The organism is Acinetobacter legionensis, from assembly GCF_048552295.1.
Classification (GTDB): Bacteria; Pseudomonadota; Gammaproteobacteria; order Pseudomonadales; family Moraxellaceae; genus Acinetobacter.
In genome coordinates this window covers 201,137-218,140 of the sequence record NZ_JBIMCW010000004.1, presented here as the reverse complement: position 1 = coordinate 218,140, position 17,004 = coordinate 201,137, and the positions used below count along the sequence as shown (strand labels likewise).

The 17,004-nt window shown below is 39.9% G+C and carries 14 protein-coding genes and 1 pseudogene; 3 read left to right on the top strand and 12 right to left on the bottom strand.

Going from position 1 to position 17,004, the window contains the following annotated elements:
- Positions 1 to 90: 90 nt before the first annotated feature.
- From ACG916_RS05360 to ACG916_RS05335, 6 genes and pseudogenes are all read right to left on the bottom strand, one after another.
- A pseudogene (locus ACG916_RS05360) lies at positions 91 to 333 on the bottom strand (LysR family transcriptional regulator); the annotation flags it as partial.
- Between the two features lie 51 nt (positions 334 to 384).
- A complete protein-coding gene (locus ACG916_RS05355; protein ID WP_419327200.1) occupies positions 385 to 1,737 on the bottom strand; it encodes an MFS transporter in 1,353 nt (450 codons plus the stop codon).
- A 45-nt stretch (positions 1,738 to 1,782) separates the two neighbouring features.
- Entirely contained in the window at positions 1,783 to 3,069 is a 1,287-nt protein-coding gene (gene salA / locus ACG916_RS05350) for a salicylate 1-monooxygenase (RefSeq protein ID WP_419327201.1), read from the bottom strand.
- Between the two features lie 285 nt (positions 3,070 to 3,354).
- Positions 3,355 to 5,562, bottom strand: a complete 2,208-nt coding sequence (locus ACG916_RS05345) for a TonB-dependent siderophore receptor (RefSeq protein WP_419330373.1) — start codon at positions 5,560 to 5,562, stop codon at positions 3,355 to 3,357.
- Positions 5,563 to 5,721: 159 nt separating this feature from the next.
- On the bottom strand, positions 5,722 to 5,832 hold the full coding sequence (locus tag ACG916_RS05340; protein ID WP_336951099.1) for a DUF6616 family protein: 111 nt from the start codon (positions 5,830 to 5,832) through the stop codon (positions 5,722 to 5,724).
- A 35-nt stretch (positions 5,833 to 5,867) separates the two neighbouring features.
- Positions 5,868 to 6,476: a TetR/AcrR family transcriptional regulator gene (locus ACG916_RS05335; protein WP_419327202.1), complete on the bottom strand. Its 609-nt coding sequence runs from the start codon at positions 6,474 to 6,476 to the stop codon at positions 5,868 to 5,870.
- Positions 6,477 to 6,654: 178 nt separating this feature from the next.
- Here ACG916_RS05335 and ACG916_RS05330 point away from each other — a divergent pair, with 178 nt between their 5' ends.
- Genes ACG916_RS05330 through ACG916_RS05320 form a run of 3 tightly spaced genes read left to right on the top strand, consistent with a single transcriptional unit; the run spans position 6,655 to position 9,526 of the window.
- A complete protein-coding gene (locus tag ACG916_RS05330) occupies positions 6,655 to 7,707 on the top strand; it encodes a sugar phosphate isomerase/epimerase family protein (RefSeq protein ID WP_419327203.1) in 1,053 nt (350 codons plus the stop codon).
- Between the two features lie 21 nt (positions 7,708 to 7,728).
- A complete protein-coding gene (locus tag ACG916_RS05325; protein ID WP_419327204.1) occupies positions 7,729 to 8,610 on the top strand; it encodes an alpha/beta fold hydrolase in 882 nt (293 codons plus the stop codon).
- Position 8,611: 1 nt separating this feature from the next.
- On the top strand, positions 8,612 to 9,526 hold the full coding sequence (locus tag ACG916_RS05320) for an alpha/beta hydrolase (protein WP_419330371.1): 915 nt from the start codon (positions 8,612 to 8,614) through the stop codon (positions 9,524 to 9,526).
- A 110-nt stretch (positions 9,527 to 9,636) separates the two neighbouring features.
- On the opposite strand, the gene ACG916_RS05315 is transcribed toward ACG916_RS05320, so the two are convergent.
- From ACG916_RS05315 to ACG916_RS05290, 6 genes are all read right to left on the bottom strand, one after another.
- Positions 9,637 to 10,662 carry an enoyl-CoA hydratase/isomerase family protein gene (locus tag ACG916_RS05315; protein WP_419327206.1) on the bottom strand — a complete coding sequence of 342 codons (1,026 nt, stop codon included), beginning with the start codon at positions 10,660 to 10,662 and terminating at the stop codon, positions 9,637 to 9,639.
- A 15-nt stretch (positions 10,663 to 10,677) separates the two neighbouring features.
- Positions 10,678 to 11,451, bottom strand: coding sequence for an enoyl-CoA hydratase (locus ACG916_RS05310; protein WP_419327207.1), 774 nt, complete (start codon positions 11,449 to 11,451; stop codon positions 10,678 to 10,680).
- 55 nt (positions 11,452 to 11,506) lie between these two features.
- On the bottom strand, positions 11,507 to 12,634 hold the full coding sequence (locus tag ACG916_RS05305) for an acyl-CoA dehydrogenase family protein (RefSeq protein ID WP_419327208.1): 1,128 nt from the start codon (positions 12,632 to 12,634) through the stop codon (positions 11,507 to 11,509).
- A 73-nt stretch (positions 12,635 to 12,707) separates the two neighbouring features.
- Entirely contained in the window at positions 12,708 to 14,360 is a 1,653-nt protein-coding gene (locus ACG916_RS05300; RefSeq protein WP_419327209.1) for an AMP-binding protein, read from the bottom strand.
- 85 nt (positions 14,361 to 14,445) lie between these two features.
- Entirely contained in the window at positions 14,446 to 15,354 is a 909-nt protein-coding gene (mmsB, locus tag ACG916_RS05295) for a 3-hydroxyisobutyrate dehydrogenase (protein WP_419327210.1), read from the bottom strand.
- Between the two features lie 15 nt (positions 15,355 to 15,369).
- Entirely contained in the window at positions 15,370 to 16,887 is a 1,518-nt protein-coding gene (locus tag ACG916_RS05290; RefSeq protein ID WP_419327211.1) for a CoA-acylating methylmalonate-semialdehyde dehydrogenase, read from the bottom strand.
- Positions 16,888 to 17,004 lie beyond the last annotated feature (117 nt).

Genomic DNA, 17,004 nt, shown 5'->3' with positions numbered 1-17,004 from the left:
TGAGTTTGAAGCAATGTACTATGATAAGATTAACCCGTTAGGTCAGGTGGCCTAACTTAAATAAAAAAGTCTCCGACAAACCCGGTACGGTTCAGTAATTGCCATTTCAATATCGGTAATTGCTTGCCTAAAGCTCGGGTATAAACTTTGTGCCAACTTGGTCGGTTTGACTCCAAATTTGTCTCGTTCAAATAAAGGATCATTTAAAAATTTACGTAGGCGATTTAGATTGTAGGTGACAGATGGCTGGCTTAAATTGAGGCGCTCAGCTGCATGACTAATATTTTTAGTTTCAAAAACGATAATAAAAACTTTAATAAGACTTAGATCAATCAATTGTCATATCTCTATTGAATGAGGGAGGTAGACCTCCCTGCTCTACTTTTAGATTTGTACCGCTTTCACCGCCAATTTTGTTTTTTTCAACTGTAAGCGAATCATTGAAACACTCATTACCGCAATAATACAAGGGATTGATAATGCGATAAAATTATAATTAATGGGCAGACTTAAGCTTAACAGCCAACCACATAAGATTGGCCCTAAAATTGCGCCTAAGCGCCCCACACCTAAAGCCATTCCTAAGCCTGTTGCACGAATATTGGATGAATAAAATTGGGACATATACGCCAATAATAAGATTTGCCCACCAATTGATGCAGCACCTGCAACCGCAATACAAAAATAAAGAATGACCATTGGTAAATTATAACTCAGTAAGATTAATGCGATCGCGCCACTTAAAAACAGTGAGCATAATACCTTTGCCAGATTAAAACGATCCGCTAAGTAGCCACCACAAATTGCACCAAGCATTCCACCAATATTTAAAGCCAATAGAAAAACCAGACTGGTCGATAAGTCATAGCCTGCTTCTACCATTAATTTAGGCAACCAATTACCTAAAGCATAGACCAGTACAAGCGCCATAAATACGCTGCCCCAGAATAAGAGTGTCACCATCCCACGATTTTCTGCAAATAAATCCTTGATCGGGGTTTTAGAGGTAGATTGATTGTCTTGATGAAGACCAATTTGAGTCTGAGACGTATAGGTAATATTGCCGTCAATTTGTTTAAGGATCTCAATGGCTTGGTCAGTTTTATCACGGCGCACTAAATAATCAATCGATTCGGGTAACAGCTTCCAGATTATGGGAATGAGTAAAAGTGGCGTGCCTCCTAGAATAAACATGATTTTCCAACCAAATTGCGGAACTAACCACATTCCTAATAAAGCTGAACACATCCCACCGACTGCATAACCACTAAACATTAAGGAAACCAAGGTTGAGCGTAGTTTTTTAGGTGCGTATTCAGTCATCAAGGCGATTACATTTGGCATGACCCCGCCTAACCCCAAACCAGCCAAAAACCGAAAAACTCCAAAACTTTGTGGATTATTGGCATAACCACAAACTAAAGTAAAACCACTGAATAAACAGATACATAAAATAATTAATTTTTTACGGCTGAATCCATAGCTTTCTAATTTATCACTCAGGCTACCGAAAATAATCGCACCAAACATCATCCCAAATAGGGCGACACTGCCCAGAAATCCAGCCGTAATACTGTCAATTTTCCATTCTGCCATCAACTTGGGTAAAGCAACACCGTAAATCACTAGATCATAACCATCAAAGATAATGATCAATGCACTGAGTAAAATCACCCGCCAATGAATGGCTTTTAATTTGGCATGATCAATAATTTCATTTGCATTTATGCTTTGCATAATAGACCTCCCTGGTCATATTGTCCTGTTTGTAATCTTTGTTGTTTAAGTCGTCATTTCAGTGTGCTGTAGTTGTTTTGCTAATGCTGCTTTGGCTGTCTGAATATCATTTTCAAGCGAATGCTGCCACAACCAGTCAAAACGCTGTGTCAAATGTTGGCCTATTGATTCAAAATCAGGATATTTCGATGAATATAGCTCATAGATTTCACCTGATTCACGCGAGGTATTTTGAACTTTCACGGCGCGCGCTAATCGAACTTGCTCATAGATTTCCGATACAGCTTTGATAGATTCAGATGTCAACCTAGGGTTTTCTAATAATTTAGCTAAAATCAAAGCATCCTCTAAACCTTGTCCAGCACCAGCACCTTGATGCGGTAACATGGCATGAGCAGCATCGCCAATCAAAATCACATTATTGTTTTTGTTTATATAGGTTTCTAAAGGTTGAATTTCATGTAATGCCCAAATGGTTGGTGAGTCGATCAGATCCAATAATGCCTTACAACTCTCGCTCCAGTCTGCAAAATCAGCCAGCATGGCTTGTTTTGAAACAGGAGATGTCCATGGTGTATTCTCTGCTAATACAGTTTGCGTGCGATCTGACTTAAACGCAACAATGTTAATTTCTTCACCCTGACGGATTGGGAAAGTTAAGATATGTTTATCTTTCCCTAAAAGCATTTGTGGTACATCGGCAATTTCTGCATCATTTCCCAGTTTTGCAATGGCTTGCTTAAAATCTTGAAATTTAATAATTCCACGATATGCCCAAGTCCCCGAAAACTGAGGTTCAACACGCGCTAATTGATTAGAGTCAAGCACATGATTTCGAACAACTGACCGAATTCCATCACAACCAATCACATAATCAAATGTAATATGTTGACCATCGATAAAGTGAATTGTCGCTTGTTCTTCATCTGCCTCAATTTCTTGTACACGTTTATTAAAATGTACATTTGTTAAAGGCACCAACGGAATTAAACGATCGAGAAAATCTGCACGATGTACCGAAGATTGTCCGACTTGTGGCGCAATCGATGCAGCTAGATACTCATCGGTATAACCATTACGCCATTGAAACCAAATATCAGTGTATGGTGCCTTTACCTGATCTGCAATAGATTCATACTCTTGGCTTAAACCTAATAATTGAATGGCTTTAACTGCGTTGGCACCAAATGAAATCCCTGCGCCAATCTCGGAAAACTGTGATGCGGACTCAAAGAGATGTACATCCAAATGTTTATTTTTGACCAATTGAGTCGTGAGTGCTAATCCCGCAATACCGCCACCAATCACAGCAACTCTAATTTTTTTGTCCATTTTTAGCATTCCTTACTAAATTGCTTAGAATTCTATAATTGGTTATTTTTTAGAATAAATCCAATTTATATTTTTAGGTTTGTACTATCTAGATTTTTGATATTTATTTAAATAAATCTCTTTCATAAATCAAAAAATGATCATGTTGAATGAATCATATTGCGATTGAAAGTTCCTTCTCCCCACGGGAGAAGGCTAGGATGAGGGGGATTTTATGTTGATTTTTAGCTTTAAAAAAGTCTTATGAAATAATCTTAAAATATTGATATAACTAAATTAGTTTAGTTAAAAACCCACAGTCCACGAGATTTGTGCAGTACGTGGTGCGCCAAGAAATAAATAGTCATCGCCTAAGAAACTCCCCGCATCGCGCCAGTATTTTTTATTAAACACGTTATCAACATTAAATCGAAGCGTATTGTCATAACCATAAGCACGGAAGTTATAAGCTGTACCTACATCAAACACGCTATAGCCTGATACTTTTACTGTACCTGTTTTATTGGCATATTTACTGCTGCTGTATTGCATGCCAGCCAATAAACGTAAGCCATCTACTTGTGGTACTCGATAAGATAGATGATTAGCAAAACGAACACTTGGTACATTCTGAGTTTGATGACCTTGATAATCAGCCACTTGTATTTCTTTTAAACGTGAACGAATTAAAGCTAAAGAAGAAGTCATATCTAAATTTTGCCCTAAGCGTCCTTGTAAGCCCAATTCCAAACCAAGATTATGTTGCTTACCATCCGTGACAAAGTATTTATCTGCGTTGGTGTTTTGATTGTCTTGGGTTAAATCGGACAACGCCGCGGTAAACAGTAATGTTTGCCACTGCTGCTTAAGACCCAATTCATACTGAGTTGAATTTATCGGTGCTAACGTTTTAAAAGCATTACCTTCAATACCTTGATCAGGAATACCAGTAGCAAACCAAGGGGCTTGTCCGCCATCACTTAATCCTTTGGCATAAGAAGCATAGAGATGAGTCTGTTCCCAAGGTTGATACATCAACGCAAACTGCGGTAAGAAACGATTGAAATTGGTCTCTCGGATGTTGTTTGCATCTTCATCATAGGCATTTTCATTTAAGTGCATTAGTTTGCCGCCCAACAATACTGACCATTCAGCGTTAAAGTCAATCTGGTCAAGTAAGTTCAATGCAGTTTGTTGACTGTCTAATGATTTATAATGTTTACCTAAAGTTTTGTCAGTAGGCGCATACGTTATAGGATCATTATAAATATTTCCTGTACCGACCCATTCATTGATTGCATTATATTGTATATGCCGTTTCCCTGTATGTGACAGTTCTAAACTTAGCTTATGTTGCCAAGCCCCTGTACTAAACTTTCCGTTTAAGCCTGCTTTAAATTGATTGGTTAAGAAGCTGTCGTCTGGATTACGGAAATCATAAATATCATAGTTACCATTTTGGTCAAAGGTATTACCTAAACTTGTCGTTTGACAAATACTGCTACCACAACCCCACGGAAATGCTGAATAATCATCAATCACGACACGGCTTTGTGCAGCAGACAGATTTGTTGTCCAGTGGTCATTGACTTGGTAAATATATTTTAAGCTGGCATTTAGACTTTCATTGGTCACTGGTTTACTCCAGCTTTGATAACCAAGTAAACGGTCCCATTTGACGCCAGTGGGTACAGTGGTACCATCCAGTAACTGATAACCTGCGACTGAGCGCTGACGTTGATGCTGTGATTCAATATCAAATTCTAATTTTGACTGATCTGAAATTTCCCAATCTAAAGCCAAAGCACCAAACAAACGCTTCCCATCTGCATGCTCAACATAAGGATGAATTTCTTCTTTGGCCAGATTCAGTCGATAACCAAACTGCTGATCGTCTCCGAACAAACCACCCAAGTCAGTTGCGACACGATTTCCACCATGACTATCCACTTCAACGGTGATAGCACGAATGTCTTCTGGACGTTTAGTGACATAATTGATAACACCACCCGGTGTTGACATCCCACTTTGGATTGCACTTATACCCTTTAGAATTTCAACTTGTGCCTTGTTCTCTAGTGCCACATTTTGCTCGCCACGCAACAAATGACCATTGAGTAAATAACTTGACCCTAAATTCAGGTTAAAGCCACGCATAATAAAGTTTGGATAATAACCAATGGGTGCATAGCCATCGCCGATGGCTGCATCATTTTTAACAACATCCGTCAGGGTTTTTGCATGTTGGTCAGCGATACGTTCCGCGGTGACTGTACTGATAGATGCAGAAATCTCAGCAAGATTTTGCTGAGTAAATCCTGATAAATTTACCTTGGGTTGATAATAAGCAGTTGGTGTTGTTTCTATTGTTTGAACGCTTACTTTAATCGTTTTAAGTTGTTGGGTATCTTTTTCAGTATCAGCATGTGCCAATGCTGAACTTAGCCCTAGACATGAAAATGAACCAACTGCCAATAATGCTTTTTGTAAACGAGAAAATGGATACGTTTTCACAGTAATTGTCTAACCCCAAAAGATAATTTTACAGCCTAAATTTATGCGCATGAGTATTCACAATTTTCTTCGATTGAACAAGCATTTCTATAAGATATTTAAGCTTTAAAGAACACATTGATATGACCTTAAAAATAAATATGCATCTTAGAAGAAAAATTAAAACTTTGCTAAAGCATCAAGATGTTGCTGGAAATCACCTTCCGTCCCCGCAGCATTTACATGTTCGAAGTAATCATACCAACCACTTGCTTCAATACCTGTTAACAATGCATCACTTATACATTGTCACTGCTGATCTATGCCTAAGCTTTTGAAGATGAAACCAGATATTGATCTAAATTTTTAAGGGAAAAATCGATGATTTGCAAAAGCATTTGTTCTGAATAACCATCTCTAGCTTGAACAGATAATCCATGTAGCACTAGTCCGTAATATTGCCCTAATATTTCAGGTTCGGCATGTTCTAATAATTGTCCATCTGCTTTCGCCTGTTTAAAGCGCTTAACCAGACTTTGACCACGTTCAATACGTTGTTGCTTCATCCAGTCTAAAAGACCTTGATTTTCCTGACTTAATACACTTGCAGATGATACAACCATACAGCCATATGAATGATTATTCTGGGTATAAAGTTTGATTGCATCTTGAAATAATTGGCTGATCGCATCCTTAATATTTGCTTGTTGTAAAGCGTGGATCGCAAAGCCGCCTTCATTTTCTTCGTAATGTATAACAGCTTCTCGAAACAACGCCTCTTTCGAGCCAAAGGCTTTATAAATACGCGCTGAAGCAATACCCAAGACCTCGACTAAATCTGACATCGAAGTCCCTTCATAGCCATGTTGCCAGAAAAAATCACGCGCTTGAATCAGTGCTTTTTCTCTATCAAATTCTCTTGGTCTACCAGCCATAACGACGCTTCAATCCGATTTAGTATTTTTTATTATCATTCGAAAAAATAAATTTCGCAAATAAATCAATAGGATTTGTTGGAAAGGCTGCCCTTTTTCAGATTCTTTTTAAAAACTTGTTGTTTTTATTCAAAAGAAAGCCTATTGTTTGTCGATCGACAACTAATTGAGTTTAGCTATGCAAACCATCAAAGGTCCAAGTATTCATCTCGCACAATTCAGTGATGATATTTTCCCGTTTAATAATTTAGAGAGCATTGCCGCATGGGTTTCCGATAAAGGCTTTAAAGCTGTACAACTGCCAGCATGGGATAAGCGTTTATTTGATGTTAATTTAGCAGCCACAAGCCAAGATTATTGCGATGAAATACAAGGGGTTTTACAAAATAATGGTTTAGAAATTAGTGAGTTGACAACGCATATTTTTGGTCAACTTATGGCTGTGCATCCGGCTTATGATGCTTTATGTGATGGTTTTGCACCTTCACATTTACATGGAAATTCAGTAGCTAGAACTCAATGGGCTGAACAACAAATGTTGGCTTCTGTTCAAGCATCTGCCCGTTTAGGTTTACAAGATATGGGAACTTTTTCCGGTTCACTGGCATGGCCTTATATCTTTCCTTTTCCTCAACGCCCTGCTGGACTTATTGAAACCGCTTTTGATGAACTTGCACGTCGTTGGATGCCGATCCTCAATGCTTGTGATGAACATAATGTCAATTTGTGTTACGAAATTCATCCTGGTGAAGACTTACATGATGGTATTTCCTTTGAAATGTTCTTAGAACGAACACAACACCACCCACGTTGTCAGATTCTTTTTGACCCGAGTCATTTTATTCTGCAACAACTGAATTATGTGGAATACATCGATATCTATAAAGATTTTATTCGAATGTTCCATGTCAAAGATGCTGAGTTTAACCCGACAGGTCGCCAAGGGATGTATGGGGGCTATCAAAATTGGGGAGATCGTGCAGGTCGATTCCGTTCTACTGGAGATGGTCAGGTTGATTTTAAAGCAATTTTCTCAAAATTGGCACATAACGACTATCAGGGCTGGGCAACTTTAGAGTGGGAGTGTTGTTTAAAAAATAAAGAGGATGGCGCAAGTGAAGGTGCTGAGTTTATTCAACAACATATTATTCATGTTACTGATAAAACCTTTGATGATTTTGCCGCAGCGCCTGTCAATCAATTGCAAATCAATCAACTTTTGGGTATCTAAGGCAGAGATTGAGAATTTACTATGACAACCATTACAACACATGAAAATTTAGTCGATCAATTTCAGCATCATTACATTCATATTGACGGTAAAAAACTTCATTATGTTTCTACAGGTCGTGGTCCTGTCGTATTACTTATCCCCGGTTGGCCACAAACATGGTACGCATGGCGAAATGTGATGCGTGTCTTGGCGGCCAACGGTTATCAGGCAATTGCTGTAGATCCACCGGGAACGGGATATTCTGTTCCGCTGAATGGGAGTTATGATACCGGGCGAATTGCGACAATTTTATCCAGCTTAATGTCAAAACTTGGACATGATACTTATTCAGTGATTGGTCACGATATCGGGATGTGGGTTGCTTATGCACTTGCAGCTGATTTTCCCCAATCTGTCACTTCTCTGGCCGTGACTGAAGCTGTTATTCCCGGATTGGCAACACCACCGCCTATTTTTGTTTCACCTGATGAAAATATTTTTCTATGGCATTTCATGTTTAATCAAGTGATGGATTTACCTGAAGCTTTAGTCAGTGGCCGTGAAGAAACTTATCTTAATTATATTTTTGATAAGTGGTCATGGCATAGAGATAGAGTTGCCACTGAGACTTATATTGAGGCTTATAAAGTATCAGGGCGTTTAACGGCAGGTTTTAACTACTATCGTTCAATCCCGGAAACTATTCGTCAAAATAAAATCCGAGCAGCTAAAAATCTAGAAATGCCTGTATTGGCGATTGGTGCAGAACAGGCAACCAATGATGCACCTTATGAAACCATGAAAAAAGTTGCACCATATTTAAGCAGTGCAATTGTTAAAGATTGTGGTCATTTTATTATGGAGGAACAACCCGAAGCATTTTGTTCCCTGATTTTAGAATTTCTACAATTGGAGCAATAGGATGTCCTTAGATCATCAAATTGCAGACTGGCTTAACACTAGACCTGTTGTTACAGCAGTTGCAAATACACTTTGTGAATTAAGAGCGCAGGTAAATCATGACATCATACAACAGCAAGGTATTGAGCAAGATTCCAGCTATCAAACCAGTTTTTGGGTCACAACCTCTGATCAAGCTCAAATCCAAGTTCGGGTATATACGCCCTATGTTATGGTGCAGCTACAAAGCAATCCAGCTTTAGTATTTGCCCACGGCGGTGGATGGTGTTTGGGGAGTTTAGATGCATGGGATCGTTCATGCCGTTTACTGGCAGAATCAACACAGCATGTTATCTTTTCAGTGGATTATCGCCTAGCGCCTGAATTCAAATTTCCAGTACCGCTGACAGATTTTTTTACAGCACTTCGTTATATTCAAGAACATGCTTTAAGTTTAGGGCTTGATCAAAATCGTATTGCTGTGGGTGGTGATAGTGCGGGCGCCAATCTTGCAGCGGCTGCATGCTTACTCGCTAATGCGCATCCAGAAATCCAGATTAATCAACAACTGCTGTTTTATCCAGCTTTAGATGCCACGATGCAGGGTAAATCCTATGAAACTTATGCGGATGGTTATGGCTTAACCACTGCAACAATGGCGTATTGTTGGGATCAATATTTAAATAGTGATTCTGACAAAACCAATGAGTTGGTGAGCCCCCTACTGGCACAGTCATTACAAGGCTTACCTGAGGCAACAATTTTTGTCTGTGAATATGATCCACTGCGTCATGATGGTGAACAATATGCTGAAAGATTAAGAGATGCAGGTGTCTCGGTGAAATTTCATGTTCTAGCAGGAATGATTCATGGTGCAATCCATATGACTGCAATCACAGAGAAAGCCAACGCTATATACGATAAGATTGATTTATAGGTGATTTTTGATCATCGTGAAAAAAGGAAATCACATGATTTCCTTTTTTTGTTACCTTTAAAAGTATCTGAATGTTTTTAAAAACAGAACTGATATACGCATTAAAAAGACTAACCTAATTCAGCCAATATTTTATCTAGCGTTGCATTCTGTTGCTGCCATTTTGGCTGTTTATCTTTGTCAATAATTAATGCGCGGACACCTTCAAGAATATCGCCATGTTCAAACCAGATATCCTGTAAATTTCGTTCAAGTTGCATACATTGTTGTAATGACAATCCCCGTCCTAAGTATTGCAGTCTTAAACTGGTCTTTTTCGCCAGCCAAGAACGTTGTTGCAAAGTGCTTAGGACTTTACTTGCCCAAGCTTTATGCTGTTGATCTTTTTCATTTTCAAGACTTTTTTCAATATCTTGCAAATTTTCAAAGCCAAAATGCTTCCGAATGTTTTCAACGGATGTACTGAGTTCACTTGCTACAGGTCGGGTAATAAATTTAGAAATTATCTGTTCGATCTTATCTTTGCTTAAGTTGCTTGATTGACTCAGGGCATCGAATAAAGCATTAAATTGTTGGCTAGGAACATGATAATCAATCAAATCTAAATACAAGGCATCACTGCTGCTGATCTGATCGCCTGTGGTTGCCAGATAAACCCCAATATCATCTAAACGCGACAAGAAATGGGTTGCGGCAACATCAGGAAAGAAACCAATCGCCGTTTCAGGCATGGCAAAACGTGATTTTTCACTGCTGACAATAATATGACAGGCTTGTGCCAGACCAAAACCGCCGCCTAATACATAGCCATCTAACAATACCACAACAGGTTTTTTAGACGCGCGAATGCTATTCAACATGTCATATTCAGCATTAAAATACTCTTTATGTCCATCTGTACCATTTTGATAACAATCATAAAGATAGCGAATATCACCGCCTGCACAAAATGCTTTTGGACTATTAGATTTGATCAATATCGCTTGAATGCCAACGTCATCTTGCCAAGTTTCAACTTGTGTACGGATACCATTGATCATATCCAGAGTCAGTGCATTCAGGCTGGACACTCGATCTAAGGTAATCACCCCCAAAGCAGCGTGCTGTTCGACGATTAAATGATTTTCAGTATTCATCCCATCTTCATCCTGTTATTGATTTTTAAAGTTGGCTTGGCGTTTATCAACAAAGGCTTGCATGCCTTCTTTTTGATCCAAAGTAGCAAAAATTGAATGAAAGGTTCGTCGTTCAAAACGTAAACCTTCCGCCAAACTCACTTCAAAGGCACGATTAATTGATTCTTTGATCATCATGGTCGCCACCAATGATTTTTCAGCAATTTTTTCAGCTGTACTTAAAGTCTGGGTTAAAAGATCTTCAGGGCTAAACACGCCGGCAACTAAACCACTCAGTTCTGCCTCAATTGCCCCCATTTGTCGTGCGGTTAAACACATTTCCATCGCTTTGGCTTTACCTATGGCAAGAGTTAAACGTTGGGTACCACCAATACCTGGAATCACGCCTAAAGTGACTTCAGGTAAGCCAAACTTGGCATTGTCTGCACAATAAATAAAGTCACACATCAATGCCAACTCACAACCGCCACCCAAAGCATAGCCACTGACAGCAGCGATTAAAGGTTTACGGCGTTGTGCAATACGATCTGCTAGATTGAAAAAATCATCAAAATAAATATTCGGAAAGTTCAATCCCGCCATTTCTTTAATATCTGCCCCTGCTGCAAAGGCTTTCTCTGAACCAGCCAGAACCATGCAACCAATCTTCTGATCTTTTTCTAAATCATCTAAAGCTAAATTCACTTCTTGAATTAATTTTGAATTTAATGCGTTTAAAGCCTTTGGACGATTGAGTCTAATCAAGCCTACGCCTTTATGTTTTTCCAGTAAAATTGTTTCAAATTGCATATTCATTTCCTTATCTATTTTATCCCATCATCTGATACACAGCGATTGAATCTATTTATAAACTTCGCGCAATCACCAAGCGCTGGATGTCACTAGTGCCTTCATAGATTTGGCAAATACGGGCATCACGATAAATCCGTTCAATTGGAAAATCTTTTAAATAACCATAGCCGCCGAAGACCTGTAAAGCTGCTGAACACACACGCTCTGCCATTTCTGAGGCAAATAATTTTGCCATTGAGGCTTCATTAAGACAGGGCTTGCCTGCTTCTTTCAATCGTGCGGCATGATGAACCAATTGACGAGCTGCTTCGATTTCTGTTGCCATACTGGCCAAACGAAAAGCGATTGCCTGATGTTCAAAAATCGGTTTTCCAAAAGTAATCCGTTCTTTGGCATATTTGCTGGCTTCTTCTAAGGCAGCACGTGCCAAACCCACTGCTTGCGCAGCAATACCAATACGACCGCCTTCAAGATTAGACAGTGCTATTTTAAGCCCTTCACCTTCTTGACCTAACATTAAGCTTTTGTGTACACGCACATCAGTCAATGCAATTTGGCAGGTATCTGAAGCATGCAATCCCAGTTTTTCTTCAGTCCGAATCACTTCATAGCCCGCAGTTTCCCGTGGCACAATAAAGGCACTGATACCTTTTTTACCAGCATTTGGATCGGTGACTGCAAATACAATAATTGCACCAGCATTATTTCCTGAAGTAATAAATTGTTTTGCACCGTTAATAATCCAGTCCTCACCATCTTTGACAGCTCGGGTTTTCAGCGCTGCTGCATCAGAGCCTGTATGCGGTTCGGTCAATGCAAAAGCACCAATCATTTCACCTTGCGCCAAAGGTAATAAATATTTTTGTTTTTGTTCTTCACTACCAAATTTAGCAATCGGAACACAACCGACTGAGTTATGTACACTCATAATGGTGGAGGTTGCGCCATCGGCCGCCGCAATTTCTTCAAGTGCAAGGACATAGGCTAAGTTGCCGGTATCTGAACCACCCCATTGCTCTGAAATCAGCATCCCCATAAAACCTAATTGCCCCATTTGTGACAAGGTCTCTTTTGGGAAAATACTATGTTTATCCCATTCTGCTGCATTCGGTTTAATTTGTTTTTTGGCAAAGCTTTTCGCCATGTCCTGAATCAATAATTGTTCTTCAGTAAATTGCATTTCAGATTCCTTAGCATCATTAAACGTCCTACATTCGGCAAGATTGCTCTATATAGGACTCTACTCACCAGCTTTATGCGTTTAATTGTTGTTTAGCAATCTCTTGATTACGCAGTAAAAAGCGTTGAATTTTGCCACTTGGTGTTTTTGGCAGTTCATTGACAAATTCTACTTGTCTTGGATAAGCATGGGCTGACAGACGTTTTTTGACAAATTGTCCAAGTTGTTCAGCCAATTCCTCAGATGGTATTTTATTTTCTGCCAAAATCACAAAAGCTTTAACGATTTCCGTTCGCTCTGGATCTGGTACTCCAACAACAGCGGCTTCAATCACTGCTTCATGTTCAAGTAATGCACTTTCTACATCAAAAGGTCCAATACGATATCCAGAGGTGGTAATCACATCATCACTACGTCCAACAAAGCTCATACTCCCATCTGTATGTAATTCAGCAGTATCACCGGTCAAATAATAATTTTTGATAAACGGTGATTTACGACTTTCTTTATAGCCACCAAACCACATCATCGGTGATTGACTGATATCTACCGCTAAAATTCCAGCGGTATCGGCAGGCAACTCATTCCCTTGATCATCCACCACAGCGACACGATAACCTGGACTGGCAAAACCAGCAGCACCAGCACGGACGTCATGGTTTAAACCATGATGGTTGCACACCACCATGCCCACCTCAGTCTGTCCATAATGATCAAAAATAGGTGCATCAAGCACTTGTTTAAACCAACGAAAAACTTCTGGATTTAAAGGTTCTCCTGCACTGCTCACAACACGGAATTTACCCTTTAGTTGTGCCATTTGAGTGGAATCTGCGGCCATCATCATCCGATATGCTGTAGGTGCACCTGCCAAATTGGTAATTTTATAATCATCAATAATTTGACATAAACTGTCTATGCTAAAACCACCTTCATAAAACAAAGTGGCATGACCTAACAACAAAGGTCCTGTGATACCGTAATAAAGTCCATACGCCCAACCTGGATCAGCAATATTCCAAAATGCATCATCTGCGCGTAAGCCGATCGCATCTTTCATATAGTTACCAAAAGCAATTAATGCTTTGAGTGGAACTTCTAAAGGTTTTGCAGGTCCAGTGGTGCCTGAGGTAAACATCAGTAAAAATGGATCCTGAATGCTTTGCATGACTAGATCACAGTGCTCAGCGTGTTGATTGAGTTCTTTCCAAAAATCTAAATCGCCTTGTTGTACACCATGACCATGTTGATCAGCGACGGTCATAATTTGTGGACACTGTGCAACTTCATCCAGTTTGCTACGATTGCCGATATCAGTCACGACTAATTTACTTTTTGCCAGCTGAACTCGATGTTCAATCGCCTTTGGCCCAAATGCAGTAAACAGCGGTTGATAGACTGCACCAATTCGCCAAGCAGCTAGAATCACCACCAATAATTCGGGAGTTCTTGGTAATAAACCCGAAATACGATCACCAGCTTGAATACCCTGTGACTTTAAAAAATTGGCAAACTGACTCGACCATTTTTTCAGTTGAGTAAAGGTATATTGTTCTTTACGACCATCTTTACCTTGCCAATATAGCGCAACTTTTTCATGATCTGCTTCCGCATGTCGGTCACAGCATTCATAACAGGCATTCAATTGATCAACTGAACCTGAGAGCATTTCTTTAACAACACTATCTAAATCAAATTTTTTAGCAACATCCTGATAATTCAACATATTATATACTCCGGCCTGGATTTATTGTTATTCATGACACGAGTGAATCTATGGATTTTTCACCACCCATTGGTGGTGAAATTAACTATGCTTCGACTGATGATGAAGCTTCTTTAGGCAAATATTGCTGAATGATGCTTGAGAAGTCGAGTTGAGCATTGCCTTGCATACACAATTGCTGATAAAGCTGCTGTACCAAACCGCCTAAAAGCAAAGGTTGTTTGACTTGACCTGCGGCTTCTACAGCCAAACCCAAATCTTTAAGCATCAGTTGAGAGGCAAATCCATCACTATAACCGCGTCCAGCGGGCGCATTGGCTGAAATACCCGGCCACGGGTTGCACACTTCCGAGCTCCAGCAACGACCGCTGGAACTATTGATTACACCTGCCAACGCCTGTGCATCGATACCGAGTTTAGCCCCTAGCGCCATGCCTTCAGCCACTGCGGCCATTGAAATGCCTAAAATGAGATTATTACAAATTTTAGCAATTTGCCCTGCACCCACTTCACCACAGTGCACGATGTTCTTGCCCATGGGTGCAAGCACAGATTTTACTTGTTCAAAGGCTTTATCATCAGTTCCCACCATAAAGGTCAGTGTACCTGCTTGAGCGCCGATCGTGCCACCTGAAACAGGTGCATCGCAAATTTGAATCCCTTGATCTATACCAATTGCAGCAATGTCTTTAATGGTTTGCGGATCAATGGTACTACTGTCAATACATAAGCTACCTTGTTTAAGGACAGTAAGTACCCCATTTTCCCCCAAATACACTTCTTTAACATGCTTTGCTGCTGGCAGCATGGTGATTACGACATCTGCATTTTCTGCTGCTGCCTGCGGACTATCACAGGCGATTCCACCTGCTTCGGTGAAATGTGTGATTGCAATATCACTTAAATCAAAGCCATAAACTGTCAAGCCTGATTTGAGTAAATTATGGGCCATTTTACCGCCCATATTACCTAAACCAATAAATGCAATATTCATCCTTGAACTCCTGTATTAACGCAAGCTGATGGTGGTATTCACTTCACCTTTTTCTTGTGTGTCTTCGAACCAACGACTGGTAATGGTTTTGGTTTGAGTATAGAACTGTACTGCTTGTTTACCATAAGGTCCTAAGTCCCCTAATTTTGAACCTCTTGACCCTGTAAAGCTAAAGAATGGAACCGGCACGGGAATTGGAATATTAATGCCCACTTGACCAATATCAATGGTGCTTTGGAAAGTACGTGCTGTTGCACCACTTTGAGTAAACAATCCTACACCATTCCCAAATGGGTTGGCATTAACCAATTCAATGGCTTGTTCAAGCGTATCAACATGAATAATGGCTAAAACAGGGCCAAAAATTTCTTCAGTATAGATACGCATATCGGTAGTGACTTGGTTGAATATGGTTGCACCAACAAAATTGCCCTTTTCATAGCCATGTACTTGCACGTCTCGACCATCAAGTAAGAGTTGTGCACCTTGTTCAATACCACTATTAATCAAATCTATAACACGAGCTTTTGCACGTGGAGAGATCACAGGACCAATATCTGTTTGCGGTTCATGCCCTGCATTCACTTTGAGTGTTTTGGCTTTTTCAACCAACTCATCCACCCAGTGTTTAGTTTCACCGACCATGACAGCAACTGACAATGCCATGCAACGTTGTCCAGCTGCACCAAAAGCAGCGCCGACTAAAGCATTTAACGTTTGTTCTTTATTGGCATCTGGCATTACCACAACATGGTTTTTTGCTCCCATCATCGATTGCACACGTTTACCATGCTGACCTGCTAAGTTATAGACATGCGTTCCTACTGCTGTTGAACCTACAAATGAAATGGCTTTAATGTCTGGATGCGTACATAGACGATCAACCACTTGTTTGCCACCATGTACTACATTGAGTACACCAGCAGGTACACCAGCTTGTAATGCCAACTCAACTAGCATCATGGTTGATAATGGATCTTGTTCAGACGGTTTAAGAACAAAGGTATTACCGCAAACGATCGCCATTGGAAACATCCATAGTGGAATCATGGCAGGAAAATTAAATGGGGTAATTCCAGCACATACCCCCAATGGCTGTTGCAAGGTATAAGTATCTACACCACGAGCTACACCTTCAGTATATTCACCCATTTGCAAGGTACCAATCGAGCAAGCATGTTCAACTACCTCTAAACCACGTTGAATATCACCTTCTGCATCAGCTAAAGTTTTACCTTGTTCTGCGGTCAAGACACGTGCGATATCTTTCATATTGTCACGAATCAAATCTTGCAGTTTCAGCATAATCCGCATACGAGCTTGAATTGGTGTGAAACGCCAAGTTTTAAATGCTTCTTGTGCAGCAGCAATAGCAGCATCAACTTCGTCTAGAGTTGCCATCGGGACACGACCAAGTACCTCTTGGGTCGCGGGATTTAGAATGTCTTGCCACTCGGTAGTATTTGATTCGGTAAATTTTCCATGAATTAATAATTTAGCCGTCGTCGAATGAATATTTGACATTGTGTTCATAACCTCTCCATAGGCAATATTTTTTGTTGTTACATTCTTAGAAAATAGCCTAAAGCAGTATTTTCATCAGTGCTGTTTCAAATCAAACTAACAAAGAAAATATAGATGACCAATAGA

Coding starts and splice junctions, on each gene's coding strand:
- ACG916_RS05325 (WP_419327204.1), top strand. CDS start 7,729: ATGACAACCATTACAACACATGAAAATTTAGTCGATCAATTTCAGCAT.
- salA (WP_419327201.1), bottom strand. CDS start 3,069: ATGGACAAAAAAATTAGAGTTGCTGTGATTGGTGGCGGTATTGCGGGA.
- ACG916_RS05330 (WP_419327203.1), top strand. CDS start 6,655: ATGCAAACCATCAAAGGTCCAAGTATTCATCTCGCACAATTCAGTGAT.
- ACG916_RS05355 (WP_419327200.1), bottom strand. CDS start 1,737: ATGCAAAGCATAAATGCAAATGAAATTATTGATCATGCCAAATTAAAA.
- ACG916_RS05315 (WP_419327206.1), bottom strand. CDS start 10,662: ATGAATACTGAAAATCATTTAATCGTCGAACAGCACGCTGCTTTGGGG.
- ACG916_RS05305 (WP_419327208.1), bottom strand. CDS start 12,634: ATGCAATTTACTGAAGAACAATTATTGATTCAGGACATGGCGAAAAGC.
- ACG916_RS05300 (WP_419327209.1), bottom strand. CDS start 14,360: ATGTTGAATTATCAGGATGTTGCTAAAAAATTTGATTTAGATAGTGTT.
- mmsB (WP_419327210.1), bottom strand. CDS start 15,354: ATGAATATTGCATTTATTGGTTTAGGTAATATGGGCGGTAAAATGGCC.
- ACG916_RS05320 (WP_419330371.1), top strand. CDS start 8,612: ATGTCCTTAGATCATCAAATTGCAGACTGGCTTAACACTAGACCTGTT.
- ACG916_RS05310 (WP_419327207.1), bottom strand. CDS start 11,451: ATGCAATTTGAAACAATTTTACTGGAAAAACATAAAGGCGTAGGCTTG.
- ACG916_RS05335 (WP_419327202.1), bottom strand. CDS start 6,476: ATGGCTGGTAGACCAAGAGAATTTGATAGAGAAAAAGCACTGATTCAA.
- ACG916_RS05290 (WP_419327211.1), bottom strand. CDS start 16,887: ATGAACACAATGTCAAATATTCATTCGACGACGGCTAAATTATTAATT.